The 23984-nt window shown below is 72.5% G+C and carries 21 protein-coding genes; 16 read left to right on the top strand and 5 right to left on the bottom strand.

Features of this window, described 5'->3' with window-relative positions; all coding sequences use genetic code 11:
* The 3 genes from PUR53_RS34450 (at position 1) to PUR53_RS34440 (ending at position 3308) form a co-directional block, all read left to right on the top strand.
* Positions 1-1374, top strand: a complete 1374-nt coding sequence (locus tag PUR53_RS34450) for an aldehyde dehydrogenase family protein (protein ID WP_329897707.1) — start codon at positions 1-3, stop codon at positions 1372-1374.
* Positions 1371-2153, top strand: a complete 783-nt coding sequence (locus PUR53_RS34445) for a 3-oxoacyl-ACP reductase (RefSeq protein ID WP_239752843.1) — start codon at positions 1371-1373, stop codon at positions 2151-2153. The genes PUR53_RS34450 and PUR53_RS34445 overlap by 4 nt, the downstream gene beginning before the upstream one ends.
* Before the next feature lie 234 nt (positions 2154-2387).
* On the top strand, positions 2388-3308 hold the full coding sequence (locus PUR53_RS34440) for a DUF2510 domain-containing protein (RefSeq protein WP_329910840.1): 921 nt from the start codon (positions 2388-2390) through the stop codon (positions 3306-3308).
* 4 nt (positions 3309-3312) lie between these two features.
* Here the strand turns inward: PUR53_RS34440 and PUR53_RS34435 are convergent, their stop codons facing one another.
* Positions 3313-4515, bottom strand: coding sequence for an amino acid deaminase/aldolase (locus PUR53_RS34435; protein WP_329895142.1), 1203 nt, complete (start codon positions 4513-4515; stop codon positions 3313-3315).
* Between the two features lie 2187 nt (positions 4516-6702).
* Here PUR53_RS34435 and PUR53_RS34430 point away from each other — a divergent pair.
* Together PUR53_RS34430 and mycP are read left to right on the top strand one after the other, a co-directional pair.
* A complete protein-coding gene (locus PUR53_RS34430) occupies positions 6703-7527 on the top strand; it encodes a hypothetical protein (protein WP_443080394.1) in 825 nt (274 codons plus the stop codon).
* Entirely contained in the window at positions 7524-8810 is a 1287-nt protein-coding gene (gene mycP / locus PUR53_RS34425; protein WP_329910839.1) for a type VII secretion-associated serine protease mycosin, read from the top strand. The genes PUR53_RS34430 and mycP overlap by 4 nt, the downstream gene beginning before the upstream one ends.
* 9 nt (positions 8811-8819) lie before the next feature.
* Here the strand turns inward: mycP and PUR53_RS34420 are convergent, their stop codons facing one another.
* Positions 8820-9872: a hypothetical protein gene (locus PUR53_RS34420; RefSeq protein WP_329910838.1), complete on the bottom strand. Its 1053-nt coding sequence runs from the start codon at positions 9870-9872 to the stop codon at positions 8820-8822.
* Positions 9873-10021: 149 nt separating this feature from the next.
* Here PUR53_RS34420 and PUR53_RS34415 point away from each other — a divergent pair, with 149 nt between their 5' ends.
* Positions 10022-10753 (top strand): SseB family protein, encoded by a 732-nt coding sequence (locus tag PUR53_RS34415; RefSeq protein ID WP_329895138.1) that lies wholly within the window; start codon positions 10022-10024, stop codon positions 10751-10753.
* Positions 10754-10778: 25 nt separating this feature from the next.
* Here the strand turns inward: PUR53_RS34415 and PUR53_RS34410 are convergent, their stop codons facing one another.
* On the bottom strand, positions 10779-11135 hold the full coding sequence (locus PUR53_RS34410) for a DUF1844 domain-containing protein (protein WP_033531706.1): 357 nt from the start codon (positions 11133-11135) through the stop codon (positions 10779-10781).
* Positions 11136-11468: 333 nt separating this feature from the next.
* On the opposite strand from PUR53_RS34410, the gene infC reads away from it, so the two are divergent.
* From infC to PUR53_RS34360, 10 genes are all read left to right on the top strand, one after another.
* Positions 11469-12191, top strand: coding sequence for a translation initiation factor IF-3 (gene infC, locus PUR53_RS34405; protein WP_329896866.1), 723 nt, complete (start codon positions 11469-11471; stop codon positions 12189-12191).
* A gap of 131 nt (positions 12192-12322) precedes the next feature.
* Positions 12323-12517: a 50S ribosomal protein L35 gene (gene rpmI / locus PUR53_RS34400; protein WP_003977225.1), complete on the top strand. Its 195-nt coding sequence runs from the start codon at positions 12323-12325 to the stop codon at positions 12515-12517.
* Positions 12518-12618: 101 nt separating this feature from the next.
* Positions 12619-13002 carry a 50S ribosomal protein L20 gene (rplT, locus tag PUR53_RS34395; RefSeq protein ID WP_033531708.1) on the top strand — a complete coding sequence of 128 codons (384 nt, stop codon included), beginning with the start codon at positions 12619-12621 and terminating at the stop codon, positions 13000-13002.
* A gap of 314 nt (positions 13003-13316) precedes the next feature.
* Positions 13317-14162 carry a TrmH family RNA methyltransferase gene (locus PUR53_RS34390; RefSeq protein WP_329896865.1) on the top strand — a complete coding sequence of 282 codons (846 nt, stop codon included), beginning with the start codon at positions 13317-13319 and terminating at the stop codon, positions 14160-14162.
* A 53-nt stretch (positions 14163-14215) separates the two neighbouring features.
* Complete coding sequence (locus tag PUR53_RS34385; RefSeq protein WP_329896864.1) at positions 14216-15352, top strand: sensor histidine kinase; 1137 nt, start codon at positions 14216-14218, stop codon at positions 15350-15352.
* Positions 15353-15488: 136 nt separating this feature from the next.
* On the top strand, positions 15489-16610 hold the full coding sequence (pheS, locus tag PUR53_RS34380) for a phenylalanine--tRNA ligase subunit alpha (RefSeq protein ID WP_329910837.1): 1122 nt from the start codon (positions 15489-15491) through the stop codon (positions 16608-16610).
* A complete protein-coding gene (gene pheT, locus PUR53_RS34375) occupies positions 16610-19132 on the top strand; it encodes a phenylalanine--tRNA ligase subunit beta (RefSeq protein ID WP_329910836.1) in 2523 nt (840 codons plus the stop codon). The genes pheS and pheT overlap by 1 nt, the downstream gene beginning before the upstream one ends.
* 249 nt (positions 19133-19381) lie before the next feature.
* Positions 19382-20398 (top strand): PP2C family protein-serine/threonine phosphatase, encoded by a 1017-nt coding sequence (locus PUR53_RS34370; RefSeq protein ID WP_329910835.1) that lies wholly within the window; start codon positions 19382-19384, stop codon positions 20396-20398.
* Positions 20399-20609: 211 nt separating this feature from the next.
* Positions 20610-21950: a transcriptional regulator gene (locus PUR53_RS34365; protein ID WP_329896860.1), complete on the top strand. Its 1341-nt coding sequence runs from the start codon at positions 20610-20612 to the stop codon at positions 21948-21950.
* Between the two features lie 98 nt (positions 21951-22048).
* Complete coding sequence (locus PUR53_RS34360) at positions 22049-22594, top strand: NUDIX domain-containing protein (protein WP_329896859.1); 546 nt, start codon at positions 22049-22051, stop codon at positions 22592-22594.
* A gap of 27 nt (positions 22595-22621) precedes the next feature.
* On the opposite strand, the gene PUR53_RS34355 is transcribed toward PUR53_RS34360, so the two are convergent.
* Both PUR53_RS34355 and PUR53_RS34350 read right to left on the bottom strand, forming a co-directional pair.
* Positions 22622-22879, bottom strand: a complete 258-nt coding sequence (locus tag PUR53_RS34355) for a hypothetical protein (RefSeq protein ID WP_045557154.1) — start codon at positions 22877-22879, stop codon at positions 22622-22624.
* A gap of 205 nt (positions 22880-23084) precedes the next feature.
* Positions 23085-23960: a 3-hydroxybutyryl-CoA dehydrogenase gene (locus tag PUR53_RS34350; protein ID WP_329896858.1), complete on the bottom strand. Its 876-nt coding sequence runs from the start codon at positions 23958-23960 to the stop codon at positions 23085-23087.
* Positions 23961-23984: the final 24 nt, after the last annotated feature.

Genomic DNA, 23984 nt, shown 5'->3' with positions numbered 1-23984 from the left:
TTGTCCCAGCACCACATCCTGGACGTCCTCAACCCGGCGACGGAGGAGGTGATCGCCGCCGTCGCGGGCGCCGCCGAGCACGACGTCGACGCGGCCGTGCGCAGGGCGGCGAAGGCACAGCACGCCTGGGCCGCCGTCGCCCCCGCCGACCGGGCCCGGCTGCTGCGCCGCTTCGCCGCCGTCGTCGACGACCACCTGGAGGAACTCGCGCATCTGGAGGTCCGCGAGGCCGGACACACCCTCGGCAACGCCCGCTGGGAGGCCGGCAACGTCCGGGACCTGCTCGACTACGCCGCCGGCGGCGTCGAACGGCTCTCCGGCCGGCAGATCCCGGTGCCCGGCGGCCTGGACATCACGATCCTCGAACCACTCGGGGTCGTCGGCGTGATCGCGCCCTGGAACTTCCCCATGCCGATCGCCGCCTGGGGCACGGCGCCCGCACTCGCCGCCGGCAACGCCGTTCTCCTCAAGCCCGCCGAGACCACCCCGCTCACCGCGCTGCGCCTCGCCGAACTCGCCCTGGAGGCAGGGCTCCCGGAGCACCTCTTCCAGGTCCTGCCCGGACGCGGAGACATCACCGGCGAGGCCCTCGTCCGCCACCCCGACGTCGCCAAGATCGTCTTCACCGGCTCCACCCGGACCGGCAAGCGCGTCATGGAACTCTGCGCCGACCAGGTCAAGCAGGTCACCCTCGAACTCGGCGGCAAGAGCCCCAACATCGTCTTCGCCGACGCCGACCTCAAGGCGGCCGTCGACCCGTTCTCCTTCCTCGACAACGCCGGCCAGGACTGCTGCGCCCGCACCCGCGTCCTGGTCCAGGAGTCCGTGTACGACGAGGTCCAGAGCCTGCTCGCCGAGTCGCTGGCCGGCGTGGTCGTGGGCGACCCCGCCGACGAGAAGACCCAGATGGGCCCGCTGATCTCCCGTCAACAGCTGGACCGCGTACGGTCGTTCGTGCCCGACGACGCCTCCGCGCTGCGGGGCGACGCCCCCGAGGGGCCCGGCTTCTGGTTCCCGCCGACCGTCCTCACCGGGGAGGGACCCGACTCCGCCGCCGCCCGCGAGGAGATCTTCGGCCCGGTCGCCGTCCTGCTGCCGTTCACCGACGAGGCGGACGCGATCCGGCTCGCCAACGACACCCCGTACGGCCTCTCCGGCTCCATCTGGACCCGGGACGTCGGCCGCGCCCTGCGGGTCTCCCAGGGCGTCCGCGCGGGCAACCTGTCCGTCAACTCCCACTCCAGCGTCCGCTACTGGACCCCCTTCGGCGGCTTCAAGCAGTCCGGCATCGGCCGCGAGCTGGGCCCGGACGCCCTGACCGCCTTCACTGAAACCAAGAACGTCTTCATCAGCACGGAGGGCCCCGCACAGTGACCGAACAGAGTGTTTGCCGCCGTCTCGTCGGCCGTACCGCCGTCATCACCGGCGCCGGCAGCGGCATCGGCCTCGCCACCGCGCGCCGGCTCGCCTCCGAGGGCGCGCACATCGTCTGCGGAGACGTGGACGAGGCACGCGGCAAGGCGGTCGCCGAGGAGGTCGACGGGATCTTCGTGAAGGTCGACGTCACCGACCCCGAGCAGGTCGAGGCGCTCTTCAAGACCGCGTACGACACCTACGGCAGCGTCGACATCGCCTTCAACAACGCGGGCATCTCGCCGCCCGACGACGACTCCATCCTGGAGACCGGCCTGGAGGCCTGGAAGCGCGTCCAGGAGGTCAACCTCACCTCGGTGTACCTGTGCTGCAAGGCCGCGATCCCCTACATGCGGCAGCAGGGCAAGGGCTCGATCATCAACACCGCGTCCTTCGTGGCCCGTATGGGCGCCGCGACCTCCCAGATCTCGTACACGGCCTCCAAGGGCGGTGTGCTGGCGATGTCGCGGGAGCTGGGCGTGCAGTTCGCCCGCGAGGGCATCCGCGTCAACGCGCTCTGCCCGGGGCCGGTCAACACCCCGCTGCTGCAGGAGCTGTTCGCGAAGGACCCGGAGCGGGCCGCGCGCCGGCTCGTGCACATCCCGGTCGGCCGGTTCGCCGAGGCCACCGAGATCGCGGCCGCCGTCGCGTTCCTCGCCAGCGACGACTCGTCGTTCGTGAACGCCACCGACTTCCTGGTCGACGGCGGAATCTCGGGCGCGTACGTCACCCCGCTCTAGGGGGTGTTTCGAAAGTCCCGCACAGCACCCACGGCGCCCGGCACGCCCTCTCGCCGCACCGGCCGAAAGCCCAAGTACGTCCAGTACGAGGGCTTTCGTCCGGCACGCCGAGAGCACGCACCGGACACCGCGGGCACCGCACAGGACTTTCGAAACACCCCCTAGGCGCCACGGCCGTGACGCACATCCCGGCGCCCGGAACACCGACCCCGCCGGTGTGATTAGAGTGCCGGGATGAGTAGTTCGCCGCCGCCCGGCTGGTACCCCGACCCGTCCTACCCGCTCACCGAACGCTGGTGGGACGGGACCGCGTGGACCGATCACCGGCGCCAGCCGGAACAGCCCGTGCCACCGGTGCTCCAGCCCCAGCCGCCGCGCCGGGGCCCCGGCCGCAGCAAGGTCGTGGCCCTGGCCGCCGCCGGGGCCGTCCTGGTGGCCGGGGCGGTGACCGGCGGTGTCCTGCTGCTCGGCGAGGACGGCGACGGCGGCCAGGAGACGAGAACCACCACGGCGTCCCCGACCTCCGACGCCGACGGGAAGGGCAGCCCCTCACCGACGAAGTCCGCCGCCCCGTCCCCCTCCGAGGAAGCCGACCTCGTCGTGGACGAGCTCAACGGCATCGCCTTCCCGATCCCCGACGGCTGGGAGAACGGCGACCGATCCGGTGAGGAGGACGCCGTCCTGGTCACGGACGGCACCTTCGACTGCCCCGGCGAGGGCAGTGTGTGCCGCGGTGGCATCGTCGTCTCGCGCACCGTCACCGGCAGCGACGAGACCTCCCCGAAGGTCCTCGCCGAGAACGACATCGAGGACGCCGCCAACGACGCCTTCGACCGCGACGTCCTGGACCAGCGGCCGTACGACGGCATCACCGGCCACGAGGTCGTCGGCTCCGGTTCGGTCGCCGTCGCGGGCCGCGCCGGCTACTACGTGCGCTGGCGGGTGACGACGGGGGCCGGCGCCGGCGGCTACGTCCAGTCCCTCGTCTTCCCCTCCAGCAGCGGCTCCGAGGCCCCGGTCCTGGTCCGGTTCGCCCTCGACGCGGGCGACGACGGCCCACCGCTCGACGACATCGACGAGATCGTCGAGGGCATCCGCCCGGCCGGCGACGCCGACACGGGCGGGGGAGTGGGCAGCAGCCTCGGCCCCTCGTGACCGTCTACAGGAACGTGTGGCCCTCGCCGCGGTACGTCGGCACGGTCGCCGTCACCTCGTCACCCTCCACCAGGTGCAGCACGTCGAACCGCTCGCACAGCTCACCGGCCTTGGCGTGCCGGAACCACACCTTGTCGCCGAGCAGCAGATCGTCCGCGGGCGCGCCGAGCAGCGGGGTCTGCACCTCGCCGGGGCCCTCCTGCGGGTCGTACTTCAGCCCCTCCGGCAGATACGGCACCGGCAGCCGGTCGGGGCCCGGCGCGCCGGAGGCCGGGTAGCCGCCGCCCAGCACGGTGACGACCCCGACACCCGGGCGTCGTACGACGGGCATCGCGAACAGCGCGGCCGGACGCCCCGTGAACGAGGTGTAGTTGTCGAAGAGCCGAGGCACGTACAGCCCGGACCCGGCGCCGATCTCGGTGACCGCGTCCTCGGCCGCCGTGTGCTGCACACTGCCCGTGCCGCCGCCGTTGACGAACTCCAGGTCCGGCGCCACCCGCCGCACGGCACGCACCACTTCGGCCCGCCGCGCGGCCAGCTCCTTCTTCGCGGTGGCCTGCATCATCCGCACCGCCCGCGACCGCAGCGGCCGGCCGGCCACCGAGTCGCCGACACCGGCGATATGACCCTCGTACGCCATGATTCCGACCAGCTTGAATCCCGGGCGCTCGGCGACGGCGCGCGCCATGTCGGCGACCTGCGCGGGGGAGTGCAGGGGGGAGCGTCGCGCCCCGACGCGCACCCGTCCGCCGAGCAGCTTCAGCGAGGTGTCCAACTCCAGGCAGACCCGGACGACTTCGGTACCGCCGCGTCGGGAGGTGTCGATCAGCTGGAGCTGGGCGGGGTCGTCGACCATCACGGTCACCGCGGCAGCGAGCTTGGGGTCGCCCGCCAGCTCGGCGAACGCCTCGTGGTCGGCCGACGGGTAGGCGAGGAGGATGTCGTCGAACCCGGAACGGGCCAGCCACAGGGACTCGGCCAGGGTGAACGACATGATGCCCTGGAAGCCCTCCCGGGCCAGGACCCTCTCCAGCAGCGCCCGGCAGCGAACGGACTTGCTCGCGACGCGGATCGGCTTGCCGCCGGCCCTGCGGAGCAGGTCGTCGGCGTTGGCGTCGAAGGCGTCGAGGTCGACGATCGCCAGCGGGGCGTCGAGATGAGCTGTGGCCCGGTCGTACCGGGCCCGGTCGGCGGCGCGCGCAGTCATGCACGAAGCCTGCCAGACATGATTACCGCAGGGTAGGGGGACGTTCCGGGCTAAAGCCACGGTCCCGCGGACTGGTTCCCGTTCGACCGGGGCCAACCCGTAGAGTGACGCGCACGCAGGGACGACCTCGACGGGGATGCCGATCCGCTGCCACGGGTATGGCTTGCCCGAGGTACGGCCGGGCCGTCGGCGGCCGACACCCACGGCACACGCGCCGACCACTCCCCACGGGTGGCCGGCCAACAGGACGACCTTCGGGGCTCCGGGACGACGACCTTCGGGCCGCTGGAACGACGCCTCTGGGGCCGCTGGCGCGGTGACCTTCGGGCCACCGGGACGACGACCCCCGGGGTCTTCCGGGACGGCGACCCAAGGGTCGGCGGGAACGACGGCCTCAGGGTCGGCAGGAAGCGACGACCTCCGGGTCTGCACGGACGAGGAAACGGGGGGTGCATGAGCACGGAAGCGCGCCGCGCCTCCATTCCCCCACGCCCCCCGGTCCCACCCCGCCCCTCCATACCGCCGGGCCAGGACCCGTCGACCCCGACACCGGGCACCCCGACGAACTCCACGCACCCGACCACCCCGGCACCGGACACCACGCACCCGGCCGCCCCGCCCCGGCCGCAGTCCCGGGAAACCGCCGCGTTCGACGGCGGCGGTTCGCAAGCGTGGTCGTCCGACGGTGGTGGCTCGGGGGCACGGGCGTCCAACGGTGGTGGCTCGGGAGCGCGGCCGTCCGTGGACGGTGGGTCCGGATCGGTGCCGCCCCGCCCCGATCGCGCGCCCTCGACCGGGGGGCCGTCGGTGCCGCGCCGCCCGCAGCGGCCGCCCGTGGCGGGCGCGCCCGCCCGGCCCAGCACGCCACCCCGTCCGTCCTCGGCGCCTACGTCGACACCGGGCGCGGCTCGGAACGTACGGCACCCGGGTACGGCGGAGGCGCCCAACATGGGTCAGGACAGCGGGAGTTCCGACAGTCAGGGCGGACCCGGGCTGCCCTCCCGGACTCGGGGTCCCGGCCCGGCGGCCGGTCACGCGGCCCCTTCGCGAGGCGCCCAGCGACCGACCCCCCACAGGCCCGCCCACGGCTCCGGCGAGACGAACGGGCGTAACCCGGCGCACGGTTCGGGTGAGACGACGGAGCAGACTCCCGCGCGGGGCGCCGGGCAGGCGGCGACCGGTCGTGGACCTGGCCGTGATTCCGCGCAGAGCGTCAACGGGCGTGGCCCCACGCGAGTTTCGGGTGAGCCCGTCGGGCAGAGCGCCGGGCGGGGTTCCGCCGTGGACGGTGGCGGTGGCGGCGGCCGACGCCGCGCCGAACACCCGCGCTTCTCCGACTTCCGACGCACCGCGAACCAGAACCCCGGTACCCCCGCCACACCGCCCCCGCCCCCGGCGGCCTCGGCCCGTTTCCCGGACACGCCCCCCAGGGGCTCGGCCCGCTTCCCGGCGACCCCTCCGACGACGTCGGCCCCTTCCCCGGACGCCCCGCCCGCAGCGTCGCCCCGCCTCCCCGACGACCAACGAGCGGCCTGGACCCGTTACCTGAACACCCCTCCGCCGACCGCGACGCGTTTCCCGGACGGCCCGCCCGCGCCGTCGGCACGTTTCCCGGACGAGCCACCCGCGGCGTCCGCTCGTTTCCCGGACGAGCCTCCGGCCGCGCGGCGCCCGGAGGGGGCCCCGCCCCCGGCGTCGGCGCGCTTCCCGGACGCCCCGCCCGCCGCGCAGGACACCGGTCGGCGTACGGCCGGTGCCGCGCGGGCGTCGGGTGCCCGGGCCGGTGACTCGGGCGCGACCCTCGGGGAGCGCGCGCCCCGGCCCACGGGCACTTCGGGACCCTCCGCCGCCGGCGCACCACCTCGTCCCGCCGGGCCGGTCTCCGGCGGCACCTCGTCCCGTACCGGAGACCCCGGCCCCCGCGACGCGTCCCCCCGCCCGACCGGACAGCCGCCGGCGTCCGCGCCGCGCGACCGCGTACCGGCATCCGACGGCGCCGTGCCGTCCCCGCCCCCGGCCTCGCCCCTGCGCCGTCCACTGCCCGAGGAGGCGGACCCCCAGGGGACTCCCCGGCCGCGGCCCCTCACCCCCGAGCGCCCCGGTGGCTGGCAGCCCCCGTCAAGTTCCTCCCGGCGGTCGGCCGAGGCCCTCGACGGCGTGCTCGGAACACCTCCCGGGCGGCCCTTCGTGACGTTCGCGCAGCCGGACACCTCTCCGTGGACGCCGCCCGAGTCGCACGACGGACGGCGCAAACCCCGGCCCACCAAGGCGCGGGCGGCGGCCGTGGCAGCGTGCGTGGTGCTCGGCGTCGGACTCATCGGCGGTGCGGCGGCCGGGAGTTGGCTCACCGGGGACTCCGGGGCCGACGACCCCCGCACCACCTTCGCCGCCGCGGGCGAGCTGTGGCACGGCGTACCCGTCGACGAACTGTTCCCGCCCACGGTCCAGGGCGAGGGCGCGGGACCCGGCGGCACCGATCGCACCTGGACCCGGATCGCCGTCGCGCCCGACAGCGGCTGCGCCGACGCCTTCGACCCGCTGCTGCGCAAGGCCCTGGCCCCGGTCGGCTGCCTGCGGCTGCTGCGCGCCACGTACACGGACGCGACCCGCAGCAACGTCACCACCGTCGGCCTGCTGTTCACCAAGACGGACGCCGCCGCCATGACCGCGCTCAGGGCCCGCTTCACGCAGGACGGCCTCGACCGCCGCACCGATCTGATGCCCCGCCCGTACGCCGCCGAGGACACCGTCGCCGCCGGCTTCGGCGACGAGCAGCGGGCCTCCTGGACGATCTCCGTCCTCACCGACGTCCCCGTGGTCGTCTACGCCGTCTCCGGCTTCGCCGACGGCCGCACCGTCACCGAACCGCAGGCCGCCGAGGACGCGATGGCGTCCGGTGCGACCACCGCGCCCGCCCAGTCCGGCCTCGGCCACGAGGCGAAGGGCCTCGCCGACCGCATCGAACGCGGCCTGCGCAGGACCGCCGCGTCCGCCACGGAGCAGCCCTCATGAAAGCCGACAAACCCGAGACCGCCGCACCCGCCCCCGCGCACGCCGCACCCCACACCGCCACCGCGCCCCCCGGCATCCCCCCGCGCGCCCCCAGAGCCCATCTCCGACGGCGTCTGCGGAGCGGTCTGCTCAGTGTGTCCCTCGCCGGCTCCCTGGCGCTCCTGCCGTCCACCGCCGCCCACGCCGACGGCATCCGGGACCAGCAGTGGGCCTTGGACGCGATGCGCACGCAGGAGGCGTGGCGTACGACGAAGGGCGCCGGGATCACCGTCGCCGTGCTCGACACCGGCGTCGACGACGAGCACCCCGATCTGGCCGGCAACGTCCTGCCGACGAAGGACATGATCGGCTTCGGCGCGTCGCGCGGCGACGACTCCTGGGCCCGGCACGGCACCGCCATGGCCGGCATCATCGCCGGCCACGGCCACGGCGTGAACCGCTCCGAAGGCGTCCTCGGTATCGCCCCCGAGGCCAAGATCCTCCCCGTCCGCGTCATCCTCGAGGACGGCGACCCGGCCCGCTCCAAGGCCCGCAGCACCCGTGGCAACGCCCTCGCCGACGGCATCCGCTGGGCCGCCGACCAGGACGTCGACGTCATCAACCTCTCCCTGGGCGACGACTCCGAGTCCGCCCACCCGGAACCCTCCGAGGACGCCGCCGTCCAGTACGCCCTGGCGAAGGGCTCGGTCGTCGTCGCCTCGGCCGGCAACGGCGGAGAGAAGGGCGACCACATCTCCTACCCGGCGGCCTACCCGGGCGTGATAGCGGTGACCGCGGTCGACGAGGACGGCGATCGCGCCCCGTTCTCCACCCGCCGCTGGTACGCCACCGTCAGCGCCCCCGGCATGCACGTCGTCATCGCCGACCCGGACCGCAAGTACTACGAGGGCTGGGGCACCAGCGCCGCCGCGGCCTTCGTCTCCGGCGCCGCCGCCCTCGTCAGGGCCGCCCACCCGGGCCTCACCCCCGCCCAGGTCAAACGCCTCCTGGAGGAGACCGCCCGGGAAGCGCCGGTCGGCGGTCGCGACGACTCCAGGGGCTTCGGCTTCGTCGACCCGGCCGCCGCCATCGAGGAGGGCGGCAAGCTCGAACCCGACGACCTCAAGGCCGCGTCGTACGGCGGCAAGTACTTCGGCTCCGGCCCCGACCCGGTCGAGGAGGAGGACCCCACCGCCGGCTGGACGGCCCCCGCCGCAGGCGGCCTCGGCGTGCTCCTGCTGATCGCCGCGGTGGTGATCTGGCGCGGCCGGGGTCGCGGCCGACCCGACGAGTACATCGTCTGACCCCCGCCCCTACGAGCCGGTGGCCGCCCCCGCCGCCTCTCCCGCGGCGCCCGCCGTCTCCTGCGCGCCGGCAGTCTCCTGCGCGCCGGCAGTCTCCGCCGCGCCCGTGAAGACCGACACCGCCGCCTTCGCCGCAGCCTCGACCGACGCGATCCCCTTCGCCTTCGTCGTGTGGCCGTCGGACACCACGGCGACCAGATACTTCCGCCCGTCCACCGAGACCCGGCCGACGCTGTTGATGTCCCACAACCCGGTGGCGGTACGGGGCAGCCACCCGTTCTTCAGCGCGAAGCCGGACCCCGGGGCCCCGCCCGTCGCCGCAGCCGAGACACCCCAGTCCTGACCCTCGGCGATCCGCCCCATCAGATCCTGGACGTACGCCCGCGAGGCCGCGCTCAGCTCGGAGGTGTCGTCGTTCCCGAACACCTGCCGGAGCAGGACGAGTTGATCGGTTGCCGTGGTCTGGGTGAGGCCCCAGTACAGCCCGTCGCCGCCCTCGGTCGCCGTCAGCCCGAACCGCTCGTTCGCCGCGTCCAGGCCCGCCGCCTGCCCGATGACCTTCCACAGCGCCGTCGCGGAGGCGTTGTCGCTGTCGCGGATCATCGCCGAGGCGTACGTCCTCTCCTGCGCGGTGAGCCGCCGGTCCGCGTCCTCGGCCTGGAGCAGCAGCGCCGCCAGGATGTCCAGCTTGACGATGCTCGCGGTGTCGAACCGGCCGTCCCCGTACGCGGCCGAGTCACCGGACGCCACGTCGAGCACGGACACGGAGACCGCCGCCCCGTCCTCGACGGTCACCGCAGCGAGGGCCGTCGCGAGCAGTGCGTCGTGGTCCACCTCGGGCGCCGCCACCGGTTCCACCGAAGCCTCCTCAGCGAGCACCGACGAGGGTGTCGATGACGCCGACGACGATACGGCGGACGGGCCGCCGTCCTGTGCCTGGGCCCGCATGAACACCGTCCCCGCGGCCGTGCCGCCCACCAGGACGAGAGAGGCGAGCGCGAGGTGGAGGAGCGGTCGGCGCCCGGACGTACGGGCGCGGCGCTGGGCTCGGCGAGAGGGCATGCCGTGATGGTTCTGCGCCGGGCTGTGCGTGTGGTTAGGCGCTTGTTAGATGGTTGTCAGGGATGACTGAGAAAACCGTGAGTCAGGTGACAGCCACGTTTCCGGCCTGCCGAACGCCCAGGAGACTTCCCCCGATAGGGTCGACGACCGTGGCGAACAAGAACATTCCCGACCCCGGCTTCTCCGACGACGACGGCTCCGCCGACCCCCGGCTGAGCGCCGCGCTCGCCGCCTGGGCCGACGACCGGACCGCCGTGGGCCCCGTCCTCGAAGCGCTGAAGGGTGCCCGACTGCTCGTGCCCGTCGTGGCCGTGCTCGGCGAGGTCGAGGTGGACGAGAAGGGCCTGCGCCGCGAGAAGACCAGCGACATGGCGGTGCCCACCCTCCAGGCCGGCGGTCGCACCGCCCTGCCCGCCTTCACCTCCACCGAGAGCCTCGCCCGCTGGGACCCCGCCGCCCGCCCGGTCGCCGTACCCCTGCGACAGGCTCTCCAGGCCGCCGCGCACGAGAAGGCCGACACGATCGTCCTCGACCTGGCCGGCCCCGTCCCCTACGAGCTGACCGGCCGCGCCCTGCTCGCGCTCGCCGAGGGGCGCACCACCACCGACCCGCTCGCGGACCCCGCCGTCCTCGACGCCGTACGCTCCGCCGTCGCCGCCGAACCGGCCGTGCTCCGCGCCCACCTCGGCCCCGGGCAGGCCGACGGCACCCTGGCCCTGGTCCTCGACGCGGCCGCGCCCCCGGCCGAGACGGCGCAGTCCGTCGCCGGGCGCCTCGCCGCCGACGAGACGCTGAGGGCCCGCCTGGTACGCGGCCTCGACCTGGCACTGCTGCCGGCCGGGGCGACACCACCGGGCGAGCCCCTGTACGTACGGGCGTAGCCGTCGAGTACGGCTCCGAAGGGGGCTAGCCGTAGATCGGGCCCGTGTACTTCTCGCCCGGGCCCTGGCCCGGCTCGTCCGGGACGAGCGACGCCTCGCGGAACGCCAGCTGCAGTGACTTCAGGCCGTCGCGCAGCGGGGCCGCGTGGAAGGAGCTGATCTCGGTCGCGGACGCGTCCAGCAGACCGGCGAGGGCGGTGACCAGCTTGCGGGCCTCGTCCAGGTCCTTGTACTTGTCGCCCTCCTCGGTCAGGCCGAGCTTCACCGCGGCGGCGCTCATCAGGTTGACGGCGACCGTCACGATCACCTCGACCGCGGGGACCTCGGCGATGTCGCGGGTCATCGAGTCGAAGTCGGGGTTCTCAGGAGGGGTCTCACTCATGCCCCACACGATAGGCCCCGCCACCTGCCTCCCGACCTGCGGGAGTCCGCCGCGGCCCGATTGGCACGTCAGGTTTGAACCCGGTATGGTGGTGTCAACGACCGGCTGGACACCTGTGTGCCCGGCCCGCAAGTGGAGGCTCCGCACTCCCACCTGACCGCCCTCCGGGACGGCAGGTCACCCGGTCAGACGGCCCCCACCGTTCCGTACGGACGGTGGAGTCGTCCGATATTGCGCCCCGCGGTACACCCGCGGCGGTGCTCCGGCAGTACATGGAGCCCCGCCTGTGTCCCGTCCCGGGGCATTTTTCATGCCTCCCGATGGTTGGTCTTGATGTCAACCAGACATAACGCGGCGGTCCGCCAGACCGTCGTGTGGTGCTACCGAGGAGGATCCATCAGCGCCGAGCCCCGCATCAACGACCGGATTCGCGTTCCCGAGGTGCGACTTGTCGGTCCCAGCGGCGAGCAGGTCGGGATTGTCCCGCTTGCCAAGGCCCTGGAGCTTGCGCAGGAGTACGACCTCGACCTGGTCGAGGTGGCCGCGAACGCACGTCCGCCGGTCTGCAAGCTCATGGACTACGGGAAGTTCAAGTACGAGTCGGCCATGAAGGCCCGTGAGGCGCGCAAGAACCAGGCGCACACGGTCATCAAGGAGATGAAGCTCCGGCCGAAGATCGACCCGCACGACTATGACACCAAGAAGGGTCACGTCGTCCGGTTCCTCAAGCAGGGCGACAAGGTCAAGATCACGATCATGTTCCGTGGTCGCGAGCAGTCCCGGCCCGAGCTGGGCTACCGACTGCTGCAGCGTCTCGCGGAAGACGTCCAGGAGCTCGGGTTCGTCGAGTCGAACCCGAAGCAGGACGGCCGCAACATGATCATGGTTCTCGGTCCGCACAAGAAGAAGACCGAGGCGATGGCCGAGGCCCGTCAGGCGCAGGAAGCCCGGAAGGCGGAAGCGAAGGCCAATCCTGGCAAGTCGCAGAACGCCGCCGACGCCGAGCACGCCGATGTCGACGTCGAGGCGCCGGCCGAGGAGCCTGCCGAGGCGTAAGTCCCCGGGACGCGAGTCCGGGGGAAGCCCTGGACACCGGTCCAGGGTGTCAACCGAAAGAAATGACGTTCCGTCGTGCCCGGTTTCGCGACCGGGCACCGGAGCGCCACTGACGAGGAGAGAACGGCGCTATGCCGAAGAACAAGTCGCACAGCGGTGCCAGCAAGCGCTTCAAGATCACCGGCTCCGGCAAGGTGCTCCGTGAGCGCGCCGGCAAGCGCCACCTGCTCGAGCACAAGTCGTCCCGCGTGACGCGTCGCCTCACCGGCAACGCCGAGATGGCCCCGGGCGACGCCGCGAAGATCAAGAAGCTTCTCGGCAAGTGACGTACGCGGCGCTTCTCGTGAGCGCCGTACGTCAGGACCGGGACCCCATCGATTTCGGGTCGTGTGACGACAACCACGGCCCCGCTACAAGGAGTTAAAAAGTGGCACGCGTCAAGCGGGCAGTCAACGCCCACAAGAAGCGCCGGGCGATCCTCGAGCAGGCCTCCGGCTACCGCGGTCAGCGTTCGCGCCTGTACCGCAAGGCCAAGGAGCAGGTCACCCACTCGCTGGTCTACAACTACAACGACCGCAAGAAGCGCAAGGGCGACTTCCGTCAGCTGTGGATCCAGCGCATCAACGCCGCTGCCCGCGCCAACGGCATCACGTACAACCGCTTCATCCAGGGTCTGAAGGCCGCGAACATCGAGGTCGACCGCAAGATCCTCGCGGAGCTGGCCGTCAACGACGCCACCGCGTTCGCCGCGCTCGTCGAGGTCGCGCAGAAGGCGCTGCCGGCGGACGTGAACGCGCCCAAGGCGGCGTGACGCTCGCGCTGGCCTGAGCCGTGTGAGATGTGACCCGGACCCGCAGGTGCTTGCCGCCTGCGGGTCCGGGTGTTTTTTGGGTGCGTACCGGTGCGTTGTCGGGTGCCGGTGCGTGGGGCTTCTCGCGCAGTTCCCCGCGCCCCTAAAAGCATCAGGCCCCTGCGGGCCTGAAAGACCACGGCCCTGCGGGCCTGAAAAGCGAGGGGCGTAGCCCCTGCTTTTCAGGGGCGTGGGGAACTGCGCGAGGAACCCCCACCGGCCCGCACTCGCTGACGCACCGAACCCCCCGAGCTCTCCGATCCAAAAGGTGACCCATGCCCGCCGTCCCCGAGTTGATCTCCCCCCGGTCCGCCCGCGTCACCGCGGCCCGCCGGCTGGCGAAGCGGAACTTCCGGGGGAAGGACCGGCTGTTCCTCGCGGAGGGCCCGCAGGCCGTCCGGGAGGCCACCGGGCGCCCGGACACCCTGGTCGAACTGTTCGTCACGGTCGACGCCGCGGAGCGCTACGCCGACATCGTCGGAGACGCCCGCACCGCCGGCGCCCGCGTCCACCTCGCCGACGAGGCCGTCATCGCCGACATCTCCACCACCGTCACCCCGCAGGGCCTCGTCGGGATCTGCCGGTTCCTCGACACCCCGTTCGAGGAGATCCTCGCCGCGCGCCCGAGGCTCGTCGCCGTACTCGCCCACGTCCGCGACCCCGGCAACGCCGGCACCGTCCTGCGGTGCGCCGACGCCGCCGGCGCGGAGGCCGTCGTCCTCACCGACGCCTCCGTGGACCTCTACAACCCCAAGGCCGTGCGCGCCTCCGTCGGCTCGCTCTTCCATCTGCCGGTGGCTGTCGGTGTCCCCGTCGAGGACGCCGTCGCGGGGCTCAAGGGCATCGGCGTACGCGTCCTCGCCGCCGACGGCGCGGGGCAGGACGACCTCGACGACGAGCTGGACAAGGGCACCATGGGCGGGCCCACGGCCTGGGTGTTCGGCAACGAGGCCTGGGGGCTGCCCGAGGAGACACGGGGGCTCGCCGACGCCGTCGTCCGCGTACCGATCCACGGAAAGGCGGAAAGCCTGAACCTGGCGACCGCCGCCGCCGTATGTCTCTACGCGTCCGCCCGCGCACAGCGCGCCTTCGGAGGGTGCCGCACCGTCACGCCCAGCTAGTAGGGTGACGGGCTCGGGGGCCCACTGCACAACGCGAGAGGTGGGGTACGGGGATGAGGGTCGGCACGAGCAGCACACCGGTGGCACGGGACGTGCTCGCCACATCCGCGGCCCGGCAGGGCGACCTCGCCGAACTGGGCATCGACCCCGACGACCTCCCCGACGGACTGGTCGTGGCCGACGAGAACGGTCGCGTGATCTGCTTCAACGCCGCCGCCGCCCGAATCACCGCCACCCCCGCCGCCGACGCCCTCGGCCGCCCCCTCGAATGGGCCCTCCCCTTAGAAGACCTCGAAGGCCGCCGCTGGTGGCAGCTGACCGACCCGTACGGGGGGCTCGCCATCAGGGTCGGACAGCCCGAGCGGAACCTGCTCCTGCCGGGGGCGCGGGAGATCCTCGTGTCGGCGCGCTACATCCGCACCGAGCCCACCGGACCCGTCCGCCGGGTCGTCGTCTCCCTCCGCGACACCGAGGCCCGGCGCCGCACCGAGCGCAGTCACGCGGAGCTGATCGCCACCGTCGCCCACGAACTGCGCTCACCCCTGACGTCGGTCAAGGGGTTCACCGCGACGCTGCTCGCCAAGTGGGAGCGGTTCACGGACGACCAGAAGAAGCTGATGCTGGAGACCGTCGACGCCGACGCCAACCGCGTCACCCGGCTCATCGCCGAGCTGCTCGACATCTCGCGGATCGACTCGGGACGGCTCGAGGTGCGACGGCAGCCCGTCGACATGGGCGCCGCCGTCGGTCGGCACATCCAGGCCTATGTCGCCGCCGGACAGCCCGCCGACCGGTTCCTGCTAAGGATCGAGCAGCCGCTGCCCGCCCTCTGGGCCGATCCCGACAAGATCGACCAGGTGCTGAGCAACCTGCTGGAAAATGCGGTGCGGCACGGCGAGGGAACCGTCACGATTGACGTCACGCCCACGGCGTCCCCCCGGGAGGGGGAGGACACCGGTACGTCGGTCACGGTGAGCGACGAGGGCAGTGGCATCCCGGAGGAGTCCATGAACCGCGTCTTCACCCGCTTCTGGCGGGGCAGCAAGCGCGGCGGCACCGGTCTCGGGCTGTACATCGTCAAGGGCATCGTCGAAGCCCATGGCGGCACCATCACCGTCGGACGCGCCCCCGGCGGCGGCGCCGAGTTCCGATTTACGTTGCCCGTGGCGGCGCCGGCCTACCTGGCCTGAGCACCACGGGCGCGTTCGCAACACCTCCACCCCGTTAGACTCGGCCTTTGGCACCTTTGTGTCCCAAAAACCGTGACGATCTGTCCACGAGTCGGTACGGGGACCATCCGCCAGCCAATCGGAAGCACGGGAAGAGATGTCGGCACCGAATAAGTCGTACGACCCTGTAGAGGTCGAGGCCTTGAAACCGGAAGAGATCGAGCGCATGCGGGACGAGGCGCTCGCCGCCTTCGCCGCCGCGGACTCCCTCGACGCGCTCCAGGAGGCCAAGGTCGCCCACACCGGCGGCACCTCCCCGCTGGCCCTCGCCAACCGCGAGATCGGCGCGCTGCCCCCGCAGGCCAAGGCCTCCGCGGGCAAGCTCGTCGGCCAGGCCCGGGGCGCGGTGAACAAGGGCCTCGCCGCCCGCCAGAGCGAGCTGGAGGCCGAGCGCGACGCCCGGGTACTGGTCGAGGAGGCCGTGGACGTCACGCTGCCGTACGACCGCGTGCCCGCCGGCGCCCGCCACCCGCTCACCACGCTGTCGGAGCGCATCGAGGACATCTTCGTGGCCATGGGCTACGAGGTCGCCGAGGGCCCCCAGGTCGAGGCCGAGTGGTTCAACTTCGACGCCCTCAACATCGGCCCGGACCACCCGGCGCGCGGTGAGGCGGACACCTTCTTCGTCGAGGGCCCGCAGGGCGGCACCGAGTCCGGCGTCGTGCTGCGCACCCACACCTCGCCCGTGCAGATCCGCTCCCTGCTGGAGCGCGAGCTGCCGGTGTACGTGATCTGTCCCGGCCGGGTGTACCGCACCGACGAGCTGGACGCCACGCACACCCCGGTCTTCCACCAGGTCGAGCTGCTCGCCGTCGACGAGGGCCTGACCATGGCCGACCTCAAGGGCACCCTCGACCACATGGTCCAGTCGCTGTTCGGCGAGGGCATGAAGACCCGGCTCCGGCCGAACTTCTTCCCGTTCACCGAGCCGTCCGCCGAGATGGACATGCTCTGCTACGTCTGCAAGGGCACCTCCGTCGGCAACCCGGACCGCCCCTGCCGCACCTGCTCCAGCGAGGGCTGGATCGAGCTCGGCGGCTGCGGCATGGTCAACCCCCGGGTCCTCACCGCCTGCGGTGTCGACCCCGAGAAGTACAGCGGATTCGCCTTCGGGTTCGGCATCGAGCGGATGCTGATGTTCCGCCACAACGTCGAAGACATGCGAGACATGGTCGAGGGTGACGTCCGGTTCACCCGGCCGTTCGGGATGGAGATCTGATGCGGGTCCCGCTTTCCTGGCTGCGGGAGTACGTCGACCTGCCGGCCACCGAGACCGGTCGTGACGTCCAGGCCAAGCTCATCTCGGCCGGCCTGGAGGTCGAGACCGTCGAGCAGCTCGGCGACGGCCTCAAGGGCCCTCTCGTCGTCGGTCAGGTGCTGACCATCGAGGAGCTGACGGAGTTCAAGAAGCCCATCCGCTTCTGCACCGTCGACGTCGGCACCGCCAACGGCACCGGCGAGCCCCAGGAGATCGTCTGCGGCGCCCGCAATTTCGTCGTCGGCGACAAGGTCGTCGTGGTCCTCCCGGGCGCCGAACTGCCCGGCGGCTTCGCCATCTCCGCGCGCAAGACCTACGGCCGCAACTCGCACGGCATGATCTGCTCCAGCGACGAGCTGGGCATGGGCGACGACGGCACCAAGGGCATCATCGTGCTGCCCCCGGAGACCGAGGTCGGCAAGGACGCGATCGAGCTGCTGGAGCTGGTCGACGAGGTCCTGGACATCGCCGTCACGCCCGACCGCGGCTACTGCCTGTCGATCCGTGGCGTCGCCCGCGAGACCGCCATCGCCTACGGCCTGCCGCTGCGCGACCCGGCGCTCCTCGACGTCCCGGGCCCGAACGCGTTCGGCCACCCCGTCCAGGTGTCCGACCCGCTCGGCTGCGACCGCTTCACGGCCCGCACCGTCACCGGTCTCGACCCCGAGGCGCGCTCCCCGATCTGGCTCAAGCGCCGGTTGCAGAAGGTCGGCATGCGCCCGATCTCCCTCGCCGTCGACATCACCAACTACGTGATGATGGAGCTGGGCCAGCCCCTGCACGCCTACGACCGCTCCCTCGTCCAGGGCACGATCGGCGTCCGCCGGGCCGAGGAGGGCGAGAAGATCGTCACCCTCGACGGTGTCACGCGCACCCTGCACGCCGAGGACCTGGTGATCACCGACGAGCGCGGCCCCATCGGCCTCGCCGGGGTCATGGGCGGCGCCAACACCGAGATCGCCGACCACGACGCCGCCGAGAACGGGGGGAACGCCTCCAGCGACGTCGTCATCGAGGCCGCCCACTTCGACCAGGTCGCCATCGCCCGCACGGCCCGCCGGCACAAGCTGTCGTCGGAGGCGTCCCGTCGCTTCGAGCGCGGCGTCGACCCGCTGGCCGCGGCCGCCGCCGCCCAGCGCACCGTCGACCTGCTGGTGCTCCTCGCGGGCGGCACCGCCGACGCGGGCGTCACCGAGGTGATCGCCCCGTCCGCACCTCGCACGATCACGATCCCGGCGGACCACCCGGACAAGGTCGCGGGCGTCGAGTACGGCCGCGAGACCGTCGTACGCCGCCTCCAGGAGGTCGGCTGCGACGTCTACGGGACGGACGAGCTGATCGTCACCGTGCCGTCCTGGCGGCCCGACCTCACCGACCCGAACGACCTCGCCGAAGAGGTCATCCGCCTGGAGGGCTACGAGAACCTGCCCTCCACGCTGCCCAAGCCCCCCGCGGGGCGTGGCCTCACCCAGCGGCAGCGACTGCACCGCCGGGTCGGGCGGGCACTGGCCGGCGCCGGATACGTCGAGGCGCCGAACTACCCCTTCGTCGGCGAACAGGTCTTCGACCAGCTCGGCCTGGAGGCGGACGACCCGGCCCGCCGCGTCGTCCGGCTCACCAACCCGCTCAACGACGAGGAGCCCGCGCTCCGCACGTCGCTGCTGCCGGGTCTGCTGGGCGCGCTGCGGCGCAACGACGGCCGGGGCACGCACGACCTGGCCCTGTTCGAGACCGGCCTGGTCTTCCTTCCGCGTGAGGAGCAGCGCGTCGCCGTCGCGCCGCCGGTCGACCGTCGGCCCACCGACGAGGAGATCGCGACGCTGAACGCCGCGCTGCCCGAGCAGCCGCGCCACGTCGCCGTCGTCGTCGCCGGGGCCCGCGAGCAGGCCGGCTGGTGGGGCAAGGGCCGCCTGGCCGACTGGGCCGACACCGTCGAGGCCGGCCGCGCGGTCGCCCGCGAGGCCGGTGCCGAACTGGTCGTCCGCAAGGGCCAGTACGGGCCCTGGCACCCCGGGCGCTGCGCCGAGTTCGTGGTCGTCGCGGACGGCACCGAGCGGGTCGTCGGCCACGCCGGCGAGCTGCACCCGCGCGTCCTCAAGGCGCTCGGGCTGCCCGCCCGGACCGCCGCGATGGAGATCGACCTGGACGCCCTGGAGCAGGTGGGGGACGGCACTCCGCAGGCGCCGAGCATCTCCTCGTTCCCGGTCGCCACGCAGGACGTCGCGCTCGTCGTCGACGCGTTCGTGCCGCACGCCGACGTGGAGGCCGCGCTGCGCGAGGGCGCCGGTGAACTCCTGGAGGGCATCCGGCTGTTCGACGTCTACGAGAACGCGGAGCAGCTGGGCGACGGGCGGAAGTCGCTGGCGTACGCGCTGCGCTTCCGGGCCGCGGATCGCACGCTGACCGTGGACGAGGCGTCGGCGGCCCGCGACGCGGCGGTCGCCCTCGCGGGCGAGCGCACGGGAGCGGTGCTGCGCAGTTAGGGCGCCTGAGGGGTGGGGAACTGCGGTGGTACGGCGGCTGCGGGTTGTTCGTGGCTCGCCGCGCAGTTCCCCGCGCCCCTGGGGGCATGGGGGCGAGCCCCGATGCCCCCGTCAGCCCCTCGTGTGGTCACCTCACTCATTCGGGTGACAATCCAGGGTGATCGCCCCCAACCGGGCGTCCTGTGGACAGAATCGGACCGGCCTCTCTGGGCCGTACGCGCTGTCCGGGCCTGATGGGGGGCCAACGGCATGATTCGAAACAGGGCTGGGGCCCCTCGTCGGGCCTGGCCCCGGGGGCGCCGCCTCTCCGGTCGGCTCGGCGCCGGGATCGTCGGCGGTGCCGTGGTCCTCGCGGCCGGCGCTGGGCTGATGCTGCACGTCAGGCGGAGGATGCTGCGGGAAGTGCGGCAGGCGCGCGCGATCGCGGGCGCCGCGCGAAGCGTCCTGCTCAGGCCGCTGCCCGCACGGATCGACGGACTCGCCACCGCCGCCGCCCAGCTCTCCGCCGACCGGGGTGCGACCGCCGGCGGCGACCTGTACGAGGTGATCGCCACCGAGCACGGTGTACGGGTGGTGATGGGCGACGTACGCGGTCACGGCCTCGCCGCGATCGGGACCGTCGCCGCCGTCCTCGGCAGCTTCCGCGAGGCCGTCCACGACGAGGCCGAACTCGCCGGGGTCCTCGCCCGCCTCGACCGTGCCCTCGCCCGCCATCTCCGGGACCGCGCCCGCTCCGAGGCCACGGAGGACTTCGTCACCGTCCTCCTGCTGGAGATCAGCCCCGACGGCGAACTGCACGCCCTCAACTGCGGCCATCCCTGGCCGTACCTCCTCGGCGTCAACCGAGCGGCACCGCTCGCCCGCGCCGACCCGCTGCCCCCGCTCGGCCTCTTCCCGCTCCCCGCCGAGCTCCCGGTCACCGCCTGCGGCCAACTCCTGCCCGGCGAGGCCCTGTTCCTCCACACGGACGGCGTGGAGGACGCGAGGGACAGCGAGGGCCGCTTCTTCCCCCTGGCGGGCGCGCTGAGGGAAGCCGTACGCGGCCGTCCCATCTGTCCCCAGGCCGTTCTGCGGGCAGTGTTCTGGCAGCTCCTCCGCCACGCAGGAGGAAGGCCCAAGGACGACATCGCGATACTGCTACTCCGCAACGAACGCCCACTTGTCTTGAGGGGCGCGGGGCCGCATACATCAGCGGCTCCGCCGCGGGGCGCGACCAGCCACCAACGACCCGCAGCCGACAACCCACCTGTCGCCCCCACCCCGTAGTCGCTCCCGTTCCGCCCGGCAGGGCCACCGCACTGTACGAGGGGGAGCCGGCGGCCCGGCCGGCCTCTTGGCGAGGGATCCCAGTCAACCTGTCCGGAACTCTCTGCGACAGCGCGCACACAGCGCGAATTCGGGCGTTCCAGTCACACCCCGTGTGAAGAGGGAGGCGCTACGCTGCGATTCGCCGGCACCGAGCCACCGGAGGGCCTCCATGCAGCCCAACACCCTGCTCGACGCGATCCTCGACGAGGCCGGTATCTCCCACGCCGGTCTCGCCGCCCACGTCAACCAGGCGGGACGGGCCCGGGGGCTGGCGCTGAGATACGAACACACCGCTGTGGCACGGTGGTTGAAGGGGCAGCGGCCGCGCGGACAGGTGCCCGACCTGATCTGTGAGGTGCTCGCCGGGCGGCTGCGCCGGACCGTCACCCTCGACGACATCGGGCTCGGCGTGCCGGGCGAGGCCGCCGCCCCGCACGGTGCCGGACTCTCCGGGTTCGTGGAGCGCGCCACCGCCCTGTGGCGCTCCGACGAACAACAGCGCCCCCATGTCCTCGGCGCCCCCGCCGTCACCGGGACGCCCGCCGTGATGCCCGTCTGGGAGTGGGAGAACCCGCCGGAGGACGTCGATGTCTCCCGGGGCGGACGGCACCGCGTCAGCATGGCCGACATCGAGATGCTGCGCGCGGCCCGGACGCACTACGAGCAGATGTACCGCAAGGCCGGGGGCGTCGCGACCCGCACCCGGATCGTCGGGTTCCTCAACGCCGAGGCCGCGCCGCTGCTGCGGGGCAGCTACACCGACGCCACCGGCCGCCAACTGCACCGGGCCACCGGCGGGTTGGTCGCGATCGCCGGGATCTGCGCGTACGACTCCGATGCCCACGGCCTGGCCCAGCGCTACTTCCACCAGGCGCTGAGGCTGGCGAAGGCCAGCGGGGACCGGGGGCTGGGGGCGTATGTGATCGCGCTCCTCGTCAACCAGTCGCTGTTCATGCGCGAGCACCGGCAGGCGGTCGCCTTCGCCGAGGCCGCGCTGCGCACGGCCGGCACGCACATCACCCCGGCGCTCGCCTCCGACCTGTACGCGATGCAGGCGAAGGCGTACGCGCACCTGGGCGACGGCACGAGCGCGCTGTCCTGCATCCGGCGGGCGGAGCAGGCCGCCGAGCGCATCCGGCGCGGGCACGAACCCGATGAGACCGGCTATGTCCAACCCGGCCTGGTGAACGTCCAGGTGGCGGAGGCGCTGCTCAGCCTCGGTGACCTGACGGCCGCGGCGGAGCACGCCGCGGCGGCCGTCGACACCCCGGCGCACGACCGGGGGCGAGTGCACCGGCTCGCGATGCTCAGCCACATCGAACTGCGGCAGGGCAACGCGGACAAGGCGGTGGCCACCGCCGTCGAGATGGCCGAGCAGGCGCGCGGAATGGAGTCCATGCGCCTGCGTGACAGACTCCGGGCGGTACGCGAACACCTCGTGCGCAACGGCTGCGCGGGGACCTCCGAGGCCGCCGAACTCATTGACGGGGCACTGCGCGTACCGCTCTGACACCGTCCCGGGGGCGCGGCCGTGCACCGGCTGTGCGCCTGCTGTCACCTAGCTACTGCTGCGATATTGCCACTTACTCGGCGGAAGGTGGCAGAACCGTGCAGTGGACGAAACAGAGCGAACAAACTGTGTACTCGAACCGCTGGTTCAGCGTCAATCTCGCGGATGTGGCGTTGCCGGACGGGCGGCACCTCGATCACTTCCTGATACGGCTGCGGCCTGTCGCCGTGGCCACCGTGATCAACGAGGCGAACGAGGTGCTGCTCCTGTGGCGGCACCGCTTCATCACCGACAGTTGGGGCTGGGAGCTCGCGGCGGGCGTCGTCGAGGACGGCGAACCCGTCGTGGAGGCGGCCGCCCGCGAACTGGAGGAGGAGACCGGATGGCGGCCGGGACCCCTGCACCACCTGATGAGCGTCGAGCCCTCCAACGGGCTCACCGACGCCCGGCACCACATCTACTGGGCCGACGAGGGCGCGTATGTCGGTCACCCCGTGGACGACTTCGAGTCGGACCGTCGGGAATGGGTTCCCCTCAAGCTCGTCCCCGACATGGTCGCCCGCGGCGAGGTCCCGGCCGCCAACATGGCGGCCGCCCTGCTCCTGCTGCACCATCTGCGGCTCGGGCAGGACACCAAGCCCTGAATCCCCGCGCGTCCCGCCCGAGGGACCCTAACGGCCCAGCGCCTGCCAGATGGACACCACCAGGGCGCCCAGGGCCGTGAGCGCCGCCACCGCGGGCAGCGGCCAGCGGGCGTGCTCCAGGGTGACGACCCGGGTGTTGAGGTCGTCGAGTTCCTTGGCGCTCTGTTCGGCGCGGTGGCTCAGCAGGGTCAGCCCTCCTTCGACGCGTGTGTGCGCCACATCCAGGCGGCGGCGTAACTCAGCGAGTTCGCCGTGGTGCACGGGATGCTCGGGGTCGATGGCCACGAGTCCGCTCCTTTCTGTAGTCAGCGCATCCCTTGCATGCGCACGTGAAGTCAACTCGCCTGGTGGGCGGGTGGGGAGAGTGTGCGAACGGCATATGCGGGTCCGCCGCGCACACGGTGTGTGAATACGACGGGCCCGGCACCCTCCTGGGTGCCGGGCCCGTGCGCACAAGGGAACTGACGGTGCGTAGTCGGACTGCCGGGGATCAGGCGTACGCGTAGAAGCCCGACCCCGACTTCCGGCCGAGCCGCCCCGCGTCCACCATGCGCTGGAGCAGCGGGGGAGCGGCGTACAGCGGTTCCTTGTACTCCTCGTACATGCTGTTGGCGATGGAGACGATGGTGTCCAGGCCGATCAGATCGGACAGCTTCAGCGGGCCCATCGGGTGGGCGCAGCCCAGCTCCATGCCGTTGTCGATGTCCTCGCGGCCCGCGATGCCCGACTCGAACATCCGGATCGCGGAGAGCAGGTACGGCACCAGCAGCGCGTTGACGACGAAGCCCGAGCGGTCCTGGGCCCGTACGGCGTGCTTGCCGAGCACCTTCTCGGCGAACAGCTGCGCCCGGCTGAGCGTGCCCTCGGAGGTGGTCAGCGCCGGGATCAGCTCGACGAGCTTCTGCACCGGGGCCGGGTTGAAGAAGTGGATGCCGATGACATGGTCCGGCCGCGAGGTGGCGACCGCGAGCTTCACCAGCGGGATCGAGGAGGTGTTGGAGGCGAGGATCGCGTCCGGGCGGGTCACCACCTGGTCGAGCACCTGGAAGATCTCCGTCTTCACCTGCTCGTTCTCCACGACCGCCTCGATGACGAGGTCACGGTCGGCGAACTCGCCGAGATCGGTGGTGAAGCTCAGGCGCGCCTGGGTGTCGTCCCGCTCCGCCTCGGTGATCTTGCCGCGCTCGGCGGCCTTGGACAGGGAGTTGAACAGCCGGGTACGGCCGATCTCCAGGGCTTCGCCGGTGGTCTCGGCGACCTTGACGTCCAGTCCGGCGCGGGCGCACACCTCGGCGATGCCCGCTCCCATCTGGCCGCAGCCCACGACTCCGACGCGTGCAATGTCTCCCGCCGGGATGTCCGTCACATCGTCCCTTTCAGTGGTTTTGTG

Source organism: Streptomyces sp. SP18BB07, from assembly GCF_036322545.1.
Taxonomy (GTDB): domain Bacteria; phylum Actinomycetota; class Actinomycetes; order Streptomycetales; family Streptomycetaceae; genus Streptomyces; species Streptomyces deccanensis.
The sequence above is the reverse complement of the archived record's forward strand: the minus strand, read 5'-3'. Positions and strand labels throughout refer to the sequence as shown.